The organism is Anaerosolibacter sp. (assembly GCF_029240175.1).
Lineage (GTDB): Bacteria > Bacillota > Clostridia > Peptostreptococcales > Thermotaleaceae > Anaerosolibacter.
The window spans coordinates 98,534-116,018 of sequence record NZ_JARBTM010000006.1 but is presented as its reverse complement, the minus strand read 5'-3'; the positions used below and the strand labels follow the sequence as shown (position 1 = coordinate 116,018).

The window sequence follows — 17,485 nt, the reverse complement described above, 5'->3', positions numbered from 1 at the left end:
AAAAGGGTGGGACTTCATGAAAAAACGATTTGAGAAAACACCAAATAGAAGCAGCACTGTTTATATCATCTGGTGTTTGTTGATAGTATTCATCGGCAGTATTCTTTTGAATGGATGGCAGCGACAATTTGATGAAACCTTCTTTGATGTGGAGCGGGTATACAATCATATTGAAGAGCTTGCATCCCCCAAATACAATGGACGTCTGCCAGGTACAGCTGGAAACCAGTTGGCACTGAAATATGTTGAGGATTATTTTAAGGAAATAGGCGTAGAACCAGGAGGAGAAAAGGGAAGCTACTATCAGGAATTTGAACATATGATAGCATCCTATAGCGAAAAGCCTTATTTTTATATCACTGATGAGAAAGGAAATCGGATAGAGGAATATAGTATTAGACAGGAATATCGGGATTCTTTTGATGGACGGGGGAAAATTGAAGGGGAATTGCTGTACCTATCCATGTATATTACGAGTTATTCAGATCATGAAATACGAGATAAGATACTTTTGGCAGATATTCTCTTACGGGAAGAGGACATTCATTATGCCAAAGCATGTGGTGCAAAAGCTATCGTAGCTACTATAAATGACCGTGACTGGAGATTGGATCCCAGACGAAGGGTTGAACCCGTAAGAATGATAAAGGGTTCAGGGAATTTACATAGGATTGATGATCCGGGAATCATCCTCCACTATGTAAAAATGCCAGAGTTCGTGAATTTAAAGCGGTATGCATCAAAAAACTATAAGGCTCAAATCGGCTATGAATACGATTTTCATCCTGTAAATACCGCAAATATCCTTGGAAAAATACAGGGAAAAAAACAAGATGCAGGGTATGTAATCGTTTCCGCCCATATAGATCATGTGGGTGCAGAATACGATGATGGTCCATACTTTCCAGGTGCATTGGATGATGCATCGGGAACTGCTATGGTAATGGAAATGGCCAGGGTAATAAAGGCTCAAAAATCACCACCGGATAAGACCATCTTATTTGTTGGGTGGAATAACGAAGAAGGTGGTCTTGCAGGGTCTAGATATTATACAAATAATCCGATCTATCCCCTTGAAAAGACCCAGCTCATTCAGCTGGACTGTATAGGCTCAGTGACAATGCAGGAAATCGACTTCGCTTCTGCAGGGACAAAAGGGCAATTGCTGCGAAATAAATTTAAGCAATTAGCAGACCTCAGAGGTTTCAAGTCAAAGGAAAGCAGCTTTTTATCCAGCGATCATGGACCTTTTATTGAGAAAGGTGTGCCTGCTATTCTTATTGAAGATAATTTTGAGGACATAGGACATAAACATAAGATCCACACCTACGAGGATAATATCGATAACATTAGCAAAGAAAATTTATCAAAAGTAGCAGTTACGCTCCTAGATTATATTAATAGTGAAGTCTATGGAGACTTCCTGCCAGACTACTTAAATGCGCAAGAGTGGAGTTTTTTAAGTGGGTTGATCCTATTGGGCATAGTGATATATCTGATCTATTATTTTAACAAAGGAAAACCTGATTATGTGATAGGCAATCTAAAGATAGAGGATATATACTATTCAATGCCCTTTCGCATTGTAACAAGGATTTATCATTATGTTTTTCTAACGACCATTGTCGTATTTATGTTGGTGTTTATTGCAAATATACCTACTAATTTTAATCTAATCCTTGATCAAGGAAGTGTATATACCAACCTATCGATTTCTCTGACAGTGAAAAAAAGTATACTTTATATTCGAAACTTGCTTAGTAATGGCTTTGGAAAATCCATTGGACAGCAGGATATTATGAAGATTGTAGTGAACTCTTTTAGCAAGAGCATGGTGCTTATTGCTTCTACCTTGATTTTCTCAACAATTATAGGGATTATAAAGGGCATTTTGGATGGTTATAGAAATCAAAACAATGACAGTCTCAGAACTATGGGAACATTGGTAGCTTTGTCAATCCCAGATGTCCTTATTGTGATAGGAGTTCAATTGCTAGTTGTTTTTATGTATAAGTACAATATTTTAGTACCCGTAATGACCAAAGAGATCACGAGAAAATTCGTTCTTCCACTAATTTGTTTATCTGTGGTTCCTTCAGTATATATGGCGAGGATAACCACCATCGTTATTCATGAAGAAATGAGAAAAGGATATGTTAAAGCTGCAAGAGCCAAAGGTCTTTCAAAAAATAAGATATTAACATTACACCTATTGATTGGTGTAACCATGAAAGTGATAGATTCCTTATCCTCGGTGGTACCCATTATCATCTCAAACTTGATTGTAGTAGAATATTTTTTTCATTATCCTGGGGTAATATATATGCTCTTAAAGGCATATCAGGAAAGTGATCAAGCAACCTTCATAGGGTTGTCTCTGTCTTTAGGGATCATGTACGTTGTGCTTAACGCAGGATTTGCATTGTTAGCATTTATGGTAAATCCGCTAAAAAGGGAGGGGATACAATGAAAAAGAAAAATCTATCCCTTATCATAGGGAGTTGTATCTTGGTTGTTTTAATATTTACTATAAACTTCCCTAGCCTGCTAACAGATATAAATCCGTATACTGCACAAACAATGCGAACATGGAATTATGAAAATGGTGAGTTGAACCTTCAAGCACCGCCTTTTCCACCATCTGAAGAGAACCCATTAGGTACCGACGAGATGGGAAGAGATATTTTAGCCTTTATTATCTATGGTACAAAGCTTACGTTGACCATAAGCATATTTGTAGTTATAGGTAGATTTCTGTTGGCATTGCCCTTAGGCGTAGCGGCAGGATTTGGAAGTTATACCTCAAAAATGATTATTGAACAATGCAGTATTATCTTTACGGCTCTTCCGGCATTACTCATTGGGGTCATCATTTTGAAGATGAATTTTTTTACCAATTTGTATAGGGAACAATCAATCGTTGCTTTTGTGCTGGTCTTAACGATTGTTGATTGGGCCAAGCTTGGAAAAATGATTATGGAAAGAGTCCAAGAGACTTTAGGGAAGCCCTTTATCAAAGGAGAAATTGCCATAGGAAAGAGCAGGTTACAAATTACCCTTGAAAATGTCATCCCTCATTTGACTGCAGAATTGGTAATTTTGTTTTTTATGGAAATCGCAAGGGTTCTAACGATGATGATGCAGTTCGGTATTTTCGGTGTATTTGTTGGAAACATGGGATTCATAGCAGATACAGAGGGCGGGCAGACTACATTTCTAAATATTAGCTATGAACCTGAATGGGCAAGCATGTTGGGCAGTGCAAGAAATTACATACGGTTAGCCCCTTGGACAGTAATTTTTCCTGGGATCGCTTTCTTTATCAGTATTTTAGGCTTTAACCTCATTGGTGAGGGATTGAGAAAGGAATTTCAGGAAAAAAATTCAGTGTATTTAACAGGCTTAAGGGGTATGTTGAGTTTTGGGAAGTTAAAACTGTTTGTTAGGCAAAAGTCGACTGTGGCTAGAAAACAGAAGATTTACATAGTAATAAGTGTATCTTGTGCTTTCCTAGCGGTTATGGGTATAGGTGCATGGAATCAGTATTCAGCAGTTTTTCAATATACGGATGCTAAGGAGATATTCGTCCATGAGGCTTTCGATGAAGTTTTGATTGGTACTGAGCAGAGTAAAAAAATGGCACAGAATATTGGTGATTCCCTTATGAAAATTGGACTCAAACCAATGTCTGAAAAGGGATATATCTCAGAATATACAACGGAGAAGATCTATGTTCCTACGGAAGCCAGGTTAAAGGTGGTATCTACAGCCATGGAAATAGAGGAATTTGTCCACCAAACAGACTTTGTATTCCAAAGCTTTGGAAATAAGGAGCTAAATGGTGAGCTTTATGATGCATCGGAAATGGAACTGCTTTCTACCATAGATTTTACAAATATGAAGGATCAGTTTGTGTTATTGGACAGCAATATTTACTCAGAGAAAGGATTTCAGTACCTAGTAAAGAAAATCATGACAGAATCAGAAGTAAAAGGGATCTTTTGCATTCTACCAGCAAAAAAAGCACTGCCGTATCCCATGGGAAATGAGGTATATAACGGTGTCGTCATGTGGGTTACACCTGAGGCGGGAAATCGTTTGAAGCAGTTATCGGGCAGTGACGTACAGATCGTGCTAAAGAGCAGAGAGTTAGAAAATATTGGAAGAAATGTTGCAGGTATGATCCCCGGCAATGATAAAATGGTTGGAGAGGAAGCCATCATTATTGGCATAGGCTATAACTACGACAGGAATCAGAAAGAAATTGGAGAGAAAAGGATTCTGTGGGGCTTAGAGCTTGCAAGGAAATTGATTCAGATGGATCAGGAGAAGCGTAGAACGATTATTTTCGTATTCTGGGATGGAACGGTAAGTGATTCTTACAACGGTAAAACAGCCTATGGAAAGCAGCCTTTGTATAATCCGGAAAAAAGTGAATTATATGTAGACTTAACGAGGATTTATACAGATAAGGGTCATCTATACTATAACAGCAGGCAGGCACCGATCACCAGATATTTTTCCTTTAGTTTTAACCATCAATTGGAAAATGCAATAGCAAAAAGGAATGTTGTTCAAAATGAGTATAAGGTAGATATGTACCCTGGTGCCAAGGGGGAAAATTATATGGATAAGATTCTCTACTATGAGGTCAATACACCTACCATTATTTTAAGTATGCAAGAAGATAAGGGGAATACAAACAAATTACTAACCCTTGATGAATTGGGTAAAAGTTTACTTGAAACCTTAAAAAACAATAATCATTAATTGGATGTGAGGCGCTATGGAGGATAGAAAGTTATTGCAGATAAAAGATCTTAAAATCTCTTTTGCCTATGGTCAAAATCGGATACAAGTGGTTCGGGAGATTGATTTAGATGTTTATCAGGGAGAAATTGTAGGAATTTTAGGGGAGTCAGGAAGTGGTAAAACGGTTAGTTCAACGGCCATTTTGGGATTGGTTTCTGATGGAGATGGAAGAATAGATGGAGGAGAGATACGGTTCAAAGATCAGGACCTATTGAAGCTGCCAGAACGTGCTTTAGAAAGTATTCGAGGAAAGGAGATCGCCTACATATTTCAAGATCCTGTGGCATCCCTAAATCCCTATCGAAAAGTAGGTAAGCAAATACAAGAAGCTGTCAAGGTACATGGCATAAAGGTTGAAAAGGAAGAAATATTAAAAACTATGGAGGAAATCGGACTAGCCGATGCCAAACTGATCTATGATATGTACCCCTTTCAGTTGAGTGGAGGTCAATGTCAGAGATTAAATATTGCCATGGCTGTTATCTGCAAGCCTAAGTTGATGATTGCAGATGAACCAACCAGTGCCATAGATGCTTCTTTACGGCGAAAGGTATTGAATATTTTTAGGGGTATAAATGAAAAATATGGGACAGCTATCATGATTATTACCCATGACTTTGATGTGGCTAGGTTCCTGTGCCATAGGGTCGTGATTATGTATGGCGGCCTTGTTATGGAAGAAGGAGAGGTGCGGGATGTATTGGAAAAGCCCATGCACCCATACACGGTGGAGTTGTTGAAATGTGTGAATTCATTGAATGTAGGAGAATCATCCCTATACAGCCTTGAAGGCGTACCGCCGAATCCCTATGAATTAAAGAATGAATGTCCTTTCTTTGAAAGATGCAAACAAAGAATGGATCAATGTAACCAAGGTATACCGCCGATGGTGAACGGAGAAAACAATAGAAGAGTTAGATGCATACAGGCAGTATCAAATTAGGGGGAGGGTGAGCTATGAGGGAAGCGTTGTTACAGGTTGAAAATCTCTCGAAACACTATGTAGTGAAAAAAAATTTAATTTCTCCCAAAATACTGATAAAAGCTGTTGATAATATCTCTTTTGACATTGATCATGGAGAGACCTTAGGTCTTATTGGTGAAAGCGGGAGCGGAAAAACCACAACGGGAGAACTGATTCTCAGGTTGATTCACGCAGATACTGGGCGTGTATTCTTCCAAGGTGAAAATGTGTTACAGATGGATGAAAAGAATATGCGAAGAAAGAGAAAAGATATTCAAATTATTTTTCAGCAGGCCCAAGAAACCCTTGATCCCAAAGTAACGATTGGTGAGATTATTGCTGCCCCCCTACGGATTTATAGTATTGTGCCAGCAACAGAGATAGAGGCTGAAGTTGATAGGCTTTTGAATATGGTTGGATTGACTGGGAAAGATAAAAATAAGTATACATATCAGCTGAGTGGTGGGCAGAAACAACGGATAGGGATTGCCCGTGCCATTGCTTCGAGACCTAAATTGGTCATTTGTGATGAACCTGTATCTGCATTGGATGTTTCTGTACAAGGCCAGATATTGAATCTATTGATTGATCTCAAAAAGGAACTGTCACTGACCTATCTATTTATTTCCCATGATTTAAAAGTGGTCCAGCATATTTGCGACCGTATTGCCGTCATGTTCAAGGGAAGAATTGTTGAAATGGGAGACAAGGAACAGATTATGCTAAATCCAAGGAATGATTATACAAAGCAGCTGATAGAAGCGATGCTGTAAGAATTATTGATGGGGAAGGAACTGGTAAAGAGTGCAGGTTTTAGGATATAATACTCGTGTGGACCATGACTAAAATTTCGAGGTGACAAAATGAAGAAAGAGGCAATACTTGACTTTTTTATAGCAAATGGCGGCCTATATTCTACGAAAGAAGATGAGATATTCCAACATATTCAGTCTCAAAGCATATATGAGGTAATCCGTGTGATGGATCGCATTCCCCTATACCTAGAGGCTCATTTGGAAAGAATGAGAAAATCAGCAGAACTTTTGGGATATAAGATTCTTAAGAGTGATCAAGAAATCATTGACGAGATGAAAAAGCTGATTGAGGCAAATAAAGGGCCAGAAATGAATATAAAATTACTGTGCAGTAACTTCCATGAGAAAAATCATTTGTTTCTTCAGTACTTTGTAGAAAGCCATTATCCAGAAGAAAAGATTTATGATAAGGGAATTCATACTATTTTATTCCATTCTCAGCGTGAAAACCCCAATGCCAAGGTCGTGAATTTGGATTTGAGAAAGAAAATTAGTGAAAAAATGAAGTTGGAGGGGGCTTTCGAAGCGATATTGGTTAATCAAGAAGGATACATAACGGAAGGTAGTCGATCCAATATATTTTTTGTAAAAGGTGAGCAAGCATATACTGCACCGCCAGGGGAAGTACTGCTAGGTGTAACCAGGATGCGAATCATGGAGATTTGCGAAAAAGTGGGAGTAAATGTAATAGAGGAGCATATCCATGAGAAGGAAATGCTTCAAATGGAGGGTGCTTTTATGACAGGAACTTCAGTCAATGTTCTACCAATTCACAGCATTGGGAATCATGTTTTTACGGACATACACCATTCTGTTACAGAAAAGATAGCCCAGGGATACCAAGCTGATATGATCGAATACACAAATTCTTGTAAGATATGGTCATCTTAGATCGTTATGATTTCGAAAGGATATAATACGATGAGTTCGCCGGGTTTCACACCCGGCTTATCAACTAAGACTTGGCGTTCAGATGGAGTTTGCACCCGCGGGCACAGGTAACTCCACCTGAACGCCAAGTCGTGTTATCCATCGGATAAATTTGCAAAGAAAGAAATAGATGGTATAATTGATAGGTAAAAGAACTTAAATGATATTTGAAGCGTCCTACTGTTGTGTTTGATAAAAGCGTATAAAATATTGTTATATTCAAGTCAGGTAAGGAATAATATAAATTATGCTGATGAGTCCGCGCAAACAGTACCAATTATTCTTAAATGAGGTGAAGCATAATATGATCAGTAAAAAGAATGCCATATTAGGTGCCATGATTTTGGTACTGCTAACCAGTGTGATTACTTTCACCGTTACAAATGTGTTCGCATTGAGTGTAGGAGAAAAAGTTATCATTACCAAAAAGAATTACGACTATTATAAGGACATATCAAAAACATACAATAAGGTCCTTAGTTTGAAAGATTTTATCGAAACCAATTATTATAAGGAAGTAGATGAAAGCAAAATTGAGGATGGGATCATTAAAGGACTATTTCAATCTTTAGAAGATCCATACTCCGTCTATATGAATAAAAAAGAATTTGAAGATTTTATGACTCATACCAAAGGAACCTATGGGGGGATTGGCGTCATCATGACCCCTGGAGAGGACGGCTACATTACAGTCGTATCTCCTATTGAGGATACACCAGGAGAACGAGCAGGTCTAAAATCTGGAGACAAGATCTTGAAAGTAAATGGAAAAGAATATTCTGGTGAAAAACTGGATGAAGCAGTGGCGATTATAAAGGGTGATCCTGGTACCAAGGTAACCTTATCGGTTTATAGAGAAGGAAAGATGCAGCCCTTTGATGTAGAGATTGTTCGAGAAGAGATTCGCTTAAAGACAGTAAAGTCTAGAATGCTGGAGAATGACCTGGGTTATATACGGGTTACCATGTTCGATGAGATGACTGCAGAGGATTTCAAGACGCAGCTTACAGAATTGCAAAAGAAGAACATGAAAGGGTTGGTCATTGACCTAAGGAACAATCCTGGAGGCCTTCTCAGTGAGTGTGTAAAAATTGCCGATGAATTATTGGGTAAGACAGTGGTAGTCTATACCCAAGATCGTTCTGGCGAAAGGGAATATGAATATTCCAACGCTGGAAAAGTTGAGGTTCCATATGTGATTCTGGTAAACAAAGGAAGTGCCAGTGCGTCAGAGATTCTGTCAGGTGCTGTAAAGGATACGAAGTCTGGAACCCTAATCGGAACGACGACCTTTGGAAAGGGTTTGGTGCAGAGGGTGAAACCTTTAGAAGATGGAACGGGATTTAAGCTTACTACCTCCCAATACTTTACACCGAATGGTACCTATATCCACGGGAAGGGCATTGAGCCAGATATTGTGGTGGAAGCTCCTGAAGAAGAAACTGTTCAAGAAGAAGTTAAGGATGCTGATGATGTTCAGCTTCAAAAGGGCATTGAAGTATTAAGACAAAAGATGGCGAATCAATAATAATGAATCGTGCAGAAGCTTACAGCATCTGCACGATTATTTTGCCTTCCAGGGGTTTTAATGTAATATTTAACTTTCCATTAAGAACTGGGATTTCGTTGTTGTCATGGAGTATATCGATCCAGGCATGATCACCCAGTAGGACCACATCAATGGAAAAGTGAATCTCATGCAGAAGGCTTCTATTGGCAAATACAAAGATTCGGCTATTGTGTTTCTCTTCTCCAAACACATCCCGCCCAAATTCAATGCTGCGCATAAAACCATAAATATCTTCATGAATGGGCCAGGAAATCCAATCCCCTGTGGAAAGGGCATCATATTGACGACGGATTTTTATGATGTTTTTATACCAACCAAGCAAGTCTTGATTTTCTTTCCCCCATGGATATGTTCTGCGATTTAATGGGTCGCTATAGCCTTCTAGTCCTGCTTCATCTCCATAGTATATACAAGGGATACCTGGAAAAGTCATTTGAAGTAAACTAAGGAGTTTTAACCTTTTTAAGGCTTTTTTCTTTTGTTCAATGGAGAGCTGGTAACGGCTTTGTTCATCCTTGCTTAGGGCTGATTCAGGCGGTGCATCCCCCAATAAGGTTAGTATTCTAGGTACATCGTGGCTACCTACAAGATTCATGGCAGCATAAAAGTGGTGGAGAGGATAGTTTTCATATAAATGCATAAGGGAGCCATGGGTTTCTTGACCATTGGAATGACCTAAGATAAAGTCTAAAAGAATGCGGCGAAAGGGATAATTCATGACAGAATCCAATTCTTCGCCGAATAAATATTCTCTTGATTCTCCATGACTAACTTTATTGGATGCGTCCTCCCAGACTTCTCCAATAAGAATACTATCAGGATCTATTTGCTTGATCCGTTTCCGAAAAGCTTTAATAAATGACCCGGGCAATTCATCAGCCACATCCAAACGCCAACCCTTAGTGCCTAAATTCATCCAATGTTGGACAACACTTGTTGCATCATGGATAATGAAGTTTTGAAAGCTAGGAGCTATTTCATTGGTATTGGGCATGGTATCAATTCCCCACCAGCATTCATATTGATCGGGATAAACTGCAAAGCGATACCATGAGTAGTACGGGGAAGCAGGAGATTGATATGCACCAAGGCTTGGATAAGTACTATTTTTATTGAAATAAATGCTGTCACTGCACGTATGACTGAAAACCCCATCCAAGATAATTGAAATTCCAAGCGCCTTGGCTTCTTGGCAGAGCAGGCGGAACGTATCTGTATCACCGTACATAGGGTCAACTTCTTTATAATCAGCTGTGTCATATTTATGGTTGCTGGGAGATTCGAAAATTGGATTCAAATAGAGGATATTAATACCAAGTGAGTTCAAATAAGAAAGTTTTTTGCGAATACCCAGCAGGTTTCCGCCGAAGAAATCATATTGCTGAATGGCACCCGTTTTATGATCACGGATATAGGAAGGAGGAGCATACCAATCGGTATAAAGGTATGCTCCTGGTTTGGGGTTCATGATTTTCCCATCTTCTGTGCCATTATAAAATCGATCTACAAAAATCTGATACATGATGGAGGACTTATACCAAGAAGGTACGGAACTATTTTCTTTATATACAGTAATTTGATAAGCAGGGGGCTCCTGGTGATAGATTTGTCCCATGCCGCCTTGTTGAAGTGAATTATTACCATAGAAGTAAGTCCCTTTATCCGTGGTAACGATAAAATAATACCATATTAGGCAAGGGAAAGAAGGCGTATCGAAAGTACCTCCATAGATCTGTCCATGGTTCATAGGTTCCAGTTGATCCATGGGCATCTTCTTCTCACCCTCCTGATCAGTCCAAAGGCGCAAATGAACTTGATGGATGGTTTCTCCTTCGGTACGAATAGATAAGCGTAAAGAAATTTTTTGATTACAGGGTACTGCGCCAAAGGGTTTACGATAAAAAGATTGATAAGAATCATGATGAATCCAAGGAATAGACAATGGATCACCAGCCTTTCTGTAGAGTAGTCATATATCAAGTTTTGATGTGTACTTACACAATAAAGCTGTACTAGAATTTATTCTTTTACAGGTTAGCAGTTAGCCGTTAGCCGTAAAAGATTTTAAACCGCTAACCCGCTAACGGCTAACAAGATAAAGAGCATATTCCAGGAGAAAGAAGGCTACTGAGAATCCGTTATAACGTTGAATCACTCTGCAATATACACCGGCTCAATTTTCCATATACCCGAGGCATACTCAGAAATGGTACGGTCGCTGGAGAATCTTCCTGATTGGGCAATGTTACAGATGCTCATTTTCAGCCATTGATTACGATTACTATATAGGGTATTCACGCGATTATGGGCATCCACATAGGAAGAAAAGTCCTTTAGAACAAAGTATTCATCATTTTGATAAAGGAGGGCATCGTAAACACTCCTAAATTCATCTTGGGCTCCGGGTAAAAAACCATTGATGAGCTGGGTGAGAATCATTTTTATTCTTGGATCCTGGTGGTACATATCCCAAGCATTATATCCTCCATCACGATAATAGGCTAAAACATCATGGGCCGTTAGACCAAAAATCACTATATTTTCTTCACCTACAGCGTCTTTGATTTCAATATTTGCACCATCCAATGTACCTAGGGTAATGGCACCATTCATCATGAATTTCATATTTCCTGTTCCAGATGCCTCTTTGCTGGCGGTAGAAATCTGTTCGCTGACTTCTGCAGCGGGAAAAATTTTTTCAGCCAAAGAAACACTGTAGTTTTCAAGGAAGACAACTTTTAGTTTGTTTTTGATGGAAGCATCTTTGTTGATTAAATCTGCCAAGCTATGAATGAGCTTGATCGTTTGTTTCGCTTGATAATAGCTGGGTGCGGATTTGCCTGCAAAAACAAAGGTTCGTGGCAGTATATTAAGATCAGGATTCTCCCGCAATCGGTTATATAAATCCATAATATGAAGTACATTGAGGACTTGCCGTTTGTAGCCATGGATCCGTTTGATTTGGACATCAAAGATGGAAGACGGGTCTACCTTTATAGACGTTTTTTCTTCGATGATTTTAGCTAAACGTAATTTGTTATTATGCTTGATTGTAAAAACCTGATCTCTGATATAGGCGTCATCAGTATGTTTCATAAGTTGTATTAACTCTGATGAATCATTGCGCCAAGCAGGTCCAATGGTATCTGTAATCAGCTGTGCAAGAGAAGGATTAGATTTTAAAAGCCAACGACGGGGTGTAATGCCATTGGTCTTATTGTTGAACTTGTGAGGAAACAATTCATGGAAGTGGCGCATCACTTGTTTTTTTAGAATTTCTGAGTGAATTTCTGCCACGCCATTGATACTATGGCTACCTACCACAGCCAGGTGAGCCATATGAACATAACCATCGGCCACCACAGCCATTTGACCAATTTTATCCCAGTTATTGGGATATCGCTGCCAGAGCTCATGACAGAAACGCTCGTTGATCTCATGAACGATCATATAGATTCGTGGCAAAAGGATTTGGAATAGATCAATTGGCCATTTCTCTAAAGCTTCCGGCAAAATGGTGTGATTGGTATAGGAAATGGTTTCCGTTGTAATTTGCCACGCTTGATCCCAACCCATCTCCTCTTCATCGATGAATATCCTCATGAGTTCAGGGATCGCCAATACAGGATGGGTGTCGTTGATGTGAATTGCGATCTTATGGGAAAATTCATCGAGAGAACCGCCTTTTTTCTTGTATCGATGGATAATGCTCTGCAAACTGGCAGAGACCAAGAAATATTGTTGTTTAAGTCGAAGAATTCTCCCTTCCTGGTGTTGATCATCAGGATATAATATTTGAGAGATAGATTCTACTTCATGTTTGTATTTTACCGCATTAAGATAATCACCACGATTGAAAGTAGAGAAATCAAAATCTCGCATGGTTGTTTCTGCACTCCATAAACGGAGGGTATTCACAGTGTTGTTTCGAAAACCAACTATGGGAGAATCATAGGGAACTGCTAAAACAGAATCATAGTTCTCATGGATGAATATGGTTGTATTGTCATGATGGTCTAAACGGACATTGCCGCCAAAACGGACCTCCACAGCTTTATCTGCCTTCCGGATTTCCCACACGTTCCCATTCTTTAACCATGGGTCGGGAAGCTCCACTTGATAACCATCTACGATTTTCTGATCAAAAAAACCATATTTGTAGCGGATACCGCAGCCATGACCTGGTAATTGAAGAGAAGCAAAAGAATCAAGAAAGCATGCTGCCAATCGTCCTAGACCGCCATTGCCCAGGCCTGCATCGGGTTCTAGGGACAAAATGGATTCTAAGTCCACAGCTAGTTCTCCAAAAGCCTCTTCTACTATTTCCTTCCAACCTAAATAAAGGAGGTTTCTTTCCATCATCTTACCCAATAGGAACTCCATAGAAAAGTAATATACCTGCTTTTTTTCTTGATCAACATAGGCCTTGTTGGTAGCGATCCATTTACGACTCATATAATCCCTGATCATGGTACCCAATGTCATATAAATGTCCATAGGGGATGCTTCTTCAATGGTCTGACCATGCATGGTTTCAAATTTTTCTAAAAACAATTGTTTGAAAAGTCCTTTATTCATGGGTATTGAAATCACTCCCTATCATTTTTGACCTTGAAAAGTTAATGTTTTGTATAGGTTGATGTATTGTTGTGCAGATTGATGCCAGCTGAAGTCACTATGAACAGCATTAAGGAAAACTTTGCGCCATAATTTTTTGTCCTGAAAGGACTTAAGGGCCCGTTGAATGGTAAATAACATGTCATGGGCATTATAATGGGTAAAGCTAAAGCCATTACCCGTACATTTATAATCATTATATGCCTGAACGGTATCCTTGAGCCCTCCAGTTTCCCGTACAATAGGAATAGAACCATAGCGCAGGGCAATCAATTGACCAATGCCACAAGGCTCATAGCGTGATGGCATGAGGAAGAGATCTGAAGCTGCATAGATCTTTCTCGCCAAAGCATCATCAAACTGTATATGAACCGATAGTTTGGATGGATATCTCACCACAGCCTGTTGAAAAAAGGTCTCGTATTTTTCATCCCCTGTTCCTAGTACAACCAACTGTACATCACGGGTAAGAAGTTCATCCAGTATATGGACAACAAGATCCAGGCCCTTTGAGCTGACCAGCCTGGAAACAATGGCGATCATGGGCATATTTGAATCTACCTGAAGACCAACTTCTTCTTGAAGCTTGATTTTATTAAAGGATTTATCCTGCAAGTCGTCGTGATAGGGAAGATAAATATAGGGGTCCTTGCTAGGAGAATAAAGGTCATAATCAATGCCATTGACGATGCCGAAAAGCTGTTTTCTTTTCTTTCTCAGCAAACCATCTAGGGTTTCTCCAAAATAGGGTGTTTGTATCTCCTCGCTATAGCTCTTACTGACTGTGGTAAGTAAATCTGAAAAGACAAGCCCAGCTTTCATATAATTGATCTGGCCTTGGTACTCCAAACCATCAATGGTGAAATAACGATGATCTAATCCTAAAACATCTCCAAGGAAGTATTGAGGAAACACCCCTTGGTATTGAAGATTATGGATCGTAAAGATTGTTCTCATATTCTTATAAAAAGGAAGGTGGCTGTAGAATGCTTCCCAGAATACACTGACAAGTCCAGCATGCCAATCATGACAATGGAGAATTTGGGGTTGGAAGTCTATATGAGATAAAAATGCCAATGCTGCACGGCAAAAGAAAGCAAATCTCTCCCCATCATCTTCATAACCGTAGATACGGTCACGGTTATAATAATACTCATTGTCAAGAAAATAGAAGGTAATGCCTTCATGATGGATTGTTTCGATGCCGCAAAATTGGTTACGCCAAGCTAAGGGAACGGTAATACTTTTTTCCCAAACCATCTGATCTTTCCAGTCTTGGGCGATGGTTCCGTACTTGGGGAGGACGACCCGGACGTCCAACCCCTTTGATAGAAGGGCTTTTGGCAAGGACCCAATGACATCAGCCAATCCTCCAGTTTTGATGAAGGGTGAGGCTTCTGCAGCAATATGAAGGATTTTAAGCATATGTTTATCATCCTTTCTTTATAGACTGGTGTTTTTTTCAACGATGATAGGATATTCCATAGAACCCCTCAGTTTATTATTTTGGGTAACATGAACATCCTTATCGAGAATGATATGTTTTAACTCAGATTTTGCATCAATTTCACAGTACTGCAAGATAATACTGTCTTTGATAATGGCTCCTTTGTGAACCCGAACACCACGAAAAAGAATGCTGTTCTCAACGGTGCCCTCAATAATACAGCCATTGGCAATCAAGGAATTCTTGACTATAGCGCTATCCATGTATTTTACAGGTCCTTGATCTTTCACCTTGGTATATATGGGTCCGCCTTTTAGAAAGATTTCTTCCCAAATATCCGTATGGAGTAAATCCATATTGTGTTTGAAATAGCTTTGAACGGAATGGATTCTTCCCACGTAACCGGGATGATGATAGCCAAATACCTTCAACCGAGGCAGATTTCGAATGATGCAATCCATAAGGAAATCATGACCGCCTTTGGAAATGGCTTCATCAATGAGATCTATAAGAAGTGACTTTTCCATAATCATCATATCCATGGAAATCAGATTACTTTTTGGTTTGTTGGGGCTAACTTCCATAGATAGTATCTGACCATCGGCGTTCATGCTTAAGACAGTGGCATTGCCAAGGTCTGCTGTGGAAGTATTTTCTTCTGTATAAAGGACTGTAATATCACCACCATACTGTTTGTGGAAATGTAAGGCATCCATATAATTAATATTGCAAACGATATTGCTTCCAGAGACGACTACGTACTTCTGATGGCTTTTTTCAAGATATTCGCGATTACAATGAAAATTATCTAAATCTCCCTTTCTGATGCTGTCATGGTATGGGGGCGTTAGGATGAACAAACCATCCCTTTTCCTTGCCAATCCCCATTCTTTACCTGAACGAAGATGATCCATGAGAGAACGATATTTATCCTGGACAAGAATGCCAACGTTTCGAACGCCTGAATTTACCATGTTGGATAAAACGAAGTCAATCATTCTATAACGTCCACCAAAGGGAACTGCAGCTGTATATCGATTATCCGATAACTCCTTTAAAAGGGTACCGCTCTTTGTATTGTTTACAATGCCCATCAAATCACCCATATGTACACTCCTTTCTAAACGATGTCTTGGTCAAACAATAGCCCTTTAGGAATTTTTGTTCCTTGAGGCAGGTCCATTCCTTCACTAACCACAGTGATGCTCCTTTCCGAGCTACTGCGAAACAAATCTTCCATCTCCTGATAGCCGACAGCACTATTTCTACGAATGACTGTATGTTCACCTATAATTGACTTCTTGATGGTTACATTGGCACCTACCTTTACATAGGGCATAAGGACTGAGTCTACAACCCGGGAACCAGGACCCACATAAACGCCTGGGAAGATTACTGAATTTTCAACCTCACCGTGGATTTGGCAGCCTTCATTGATTAAGGAGCGACGGATATCTGCACTAGGTGCGATGTAGTTAGGGGGTTGTGTTGGATTGACTGAATAGATTCTCCAGTTACGATCGTATAGGTCGAGCTCAGGATAGTCCGATAATAAATCCATGTTGGCTTCCCAATAGCTTTCAATTGTGCCAACATCCTTCCAATAGCCGGAAAAACGATAGGCGAACATCCTCTGATCCCCTTGAAGCATCTTAGGAATGATATTTTTTCCAAAATCATGACTTGATGAGGGATCTGCATCATCCTCCTCAAGATATTTCTTCAGCAGCTGCCAATTAAAAATGTAGATTCCCATGGAAGCGAGATTGTTTTTGGGATATTGAGGCTTTTCATCAAATTCTATGATTTGATCCTGTTCATTTGTATTCATAATACCAAAGCGGCTGGCTTCATCCAAAGGCACCTCGATCACTGATATGGTACCATGGGCTTGCTTTTTTATATGAGCATCCAGCATAAGGGCATAATCCATTTTATATATGTGGTCACCGGATAGAATAAGGACATATTCTGGATGATAATGGTCGATAAAATCGATGTTTTGATAAATTGCATTAGCAGTGCCCTTATACCACTCGCCACCCAACTCCTTGACATATGGGGGAAGTACAGTAACGCCTCCATCCTTACTGTCAAGATTCCAAGGTGCACCTGTACCAATATAGGAATTGAGTACGAGGGGTTTATACTGGGTAACTACACCTACTGTATCGATATCTGAGTGGCAGCAGTTACTTAGGGTAAAGTCAATGATACGGTACTTTCCTCCGAAAGGAACCGCAGGCTTTGCCAGTTTTTTTGTAAGCGTACCAAGTCTGCTGCCTTGGCCGCCAGCCAGTATCATGGCAATACATTCTTTTTTATGCATC

11 protein-coding genes are annotated in these 17,485 nt (G+C 39.5%); 6 read left to right on the top strand and 5 right to left on the bottom strand.

The features are described 5' to 3' along the window. Positions 1–16 precede the first annotated feature (16 nt). From K0R93_RS06435 to K0R93_RS06410, 6 genes are all read left to right on the top strand, one after another. Positions 17–2,470 carry a M28 family peptidase gene (locus tag K0R93_RS06435; RefSeq protein WP_300299146.1) on the top strand — a complete coding sequence of 818 codons (2,454 nt, stop codon included), beginning with the start codon at positions 17–19 and terminating at the stop codon, positions 2,468–2,470. After that, complete coding sequence (locus K0R93_RS06430) at positions 2,467–4,770, top strand: hypothetical protein (protein WP_300299144.1); 2,304 nt, start codon at positions 2,467–2,469, stop codon at positions 4,768–4,770. Before K0R93_RS06435 ends, K0R93_RS06430 begins: the two co-directional genes overlap by 4 nt. A 16-nt stretch (positions 4,771–4,786) precedes the next feature. Further along, the gene (locus K0R93_RS06425) at positions 4,787–5,755 is read left to right on the top strand and encodes an ABC transporter ATP-binding protein (protein ID WP_300299142.1); all 969 of its coding nucleotides are present in this window, start codon (positions 4,787–4,789) and stop codon (positions 5,753–5,755) included. Between the two features lie 14 nt (positions 5,756–5,769). Further along, entirely contained in the window at positions 5,770–6,549 is a 780-nt protein-coding gene (locus tag K0R93_RS06420) for an ATP-binding cassette domain-containing protein (protein WP_300299140.1), read from the top strand. 90 nt (positions 6,550–6,639) lie between these two features. Beyond that, complete coding sequence (locus K0R93_RS06415; protein ID WP_300299138.1) at positions 6,640–7,482, top strand: aminotransferase class IV; 843 nt, start codon at positions 6,640–6,642, stop codon at positions 7,480–7,482. A gap of 343 nt (positions 7,483–7,825) precedes the next feature. Further along, positions 7,826–9,049, top strand: a complete 1,224-nt coding sequence (locus tag K0R93_RS06410; RefSeq protein ID WP_300299136.1) for a S41 family peptidase — start codon at positions 7,826–7,828, stop codon at positions 9,047–9,049. A gap of 19 nt (positions 9,050–9,068) precedes the next feature. On the opposite strand, the gene K0R93_RS06405 is transcribed toward K0R93_RS06410, so the two are convergent. The 5 genes from K0R93_RS06405 to K0R93_RS06385 all read right to left on the bottom strand — a co-directional run bounded on the left by K0R93_RS06405 (position 9,069) and on the right by K0R93_RS06385 (position 17,484). After that, positions 9,069–11,033, bottom strand: coding sequence for a glycoside hydrolase family 13 protein (locus tag K0R93_RS06405; protein WP_300299134.1), 1,965 nt, complete (start codon positions 11,031–11,033; stop codon positions 9,069–9,071). A gap of 209 nt (positions 11,034–11,242) precedes the next feature. Continuing rightward, positions 11,243–13,669, bottom strand: coding sequence for a glycogen/starch/alpha-glucan phosphorylase (locus K0R93_RS06400; RefSeq protein WP_300299132.1), 2,427 nt, complete (start codon positions 13,667–13,669; stop codon positions 11,243–11,245). A gap of 21 nt (positions 13,670–13,690) precedes the next feature. Beyond that, positions 13,691–15,133, bottom strand: coding sequence for a glycogen synthase GlgA (gene glgA / locus K0R93_RS06395; RefSeq protein WP_300299130.1), 1,443 nt, complete (start codon positions 15,131–15,133; stop codon positions 13,691–13,693). An 18-nt stretch (positions 15,134–15,151) separates the two neighbouring features. After that, positions 15,152–16,261 carry a glucose-1-phosphate adenylyltransferase subunit GlgD gene (gene glgD, locus K0R93_RS06390; RefSeq protein WP_300299128.1) on the bottom strand — a complete coding sequence of 370 codons (1,110 nt, stop codon included), beginning with the start codon at positions 16,259–16,261 and terminating at the stop codon, positions 15,152–15,154. A gap of 14 nt (positions 16,262–16,275) precedes the next feature. Beyond that, the gene (locus K0R93_RS06385) at positions 16,276–17,484 is read right to left on the bottom strand and encodes a glucose-1-phosphate adenylyltransferase (RefSeq protein ID WP_300299126.1); all 1,209 of its coding nucleotides are present in this window, start codon (positions 17,482–17,484) and stop codon (positions 16,276–16,278) included. Between the last annotated feature and the right edge of the window lies 1 nt (position 17,485).

Excerpts from the sequence above, each read along its gene's own strand:
- K0R93_RS06435 (WP_300299146.1), top strand. The coding sequence starts at position 17 with ATGAAAAAACGATTTGAGAAAACACCAAATAGAAGCAGCACTGTTTAT.
- K0R93_RS06430 (WP_300299144.1), top strand. The coding sequence starts at position 2,467 with ATGAAAAAGAAAAATCTATCCCTTATCATAGGGAGTTGTATCTTGGTT.
- K0R93_RS06425 (WP_300299142.1), top strand. The coding sequence starts at position 4,787 with ATGGAGGATAGAAAGTTATTGCAGATAAAAGATCTTAAAATCTCTTTT.
- K0R93_RS06420 (WP_300299140.1), top strand. The coding sequence starts at position 5,770 with ATGAGGGAAGCGTTGTTACAGGTTGAAAATCTCTCGAAACACTATGTA.
- K0R93_RS06415 (WP_300299138.1), top strand. The coding sequence starts at position 6,640 with ATGAAGAAAGAGGCAATACTTGACTTTTTTATAGCAAATGGCGGCCTA.
- K0R93_RS06410 (WP_300299136.1), top strand. The coding sequence starts at position 7,826 with ATGATCAGTAAAAAGAATGCCATATTAGGTGCCATGATTTTGGTACTG.
- K0R93_RS06400 (WP_300299132.1), bottom strand. The coding sequence starts at position 13,669 with ATGAATAAAGGACTTTTCAAACAATTGTTTTTAGAAAAATTTGAAACC.
- glgA (WP_300299130.1), bottom strand. The coding sequence starts at position 15,133 with ATGCTTAAAATCCTTCATATTGCTGCAGAAGCCTCACCCTTCATCAAA.
- glgD (WP_300299128.1), bottom strand. The coding sequence starts at position 16,261 with ATGGGTGATTTGATGGGCATTGTAAACAATACAAAGAGCGGTACCCTT.
- K0R93_RS06385 (WP_300299126.1), bottom strand. The coding sequence starts at position 17,484 with ATGCATAAAAAAGAATGTATTGCCATGATACTGGCTGGCGGCCAAGGC.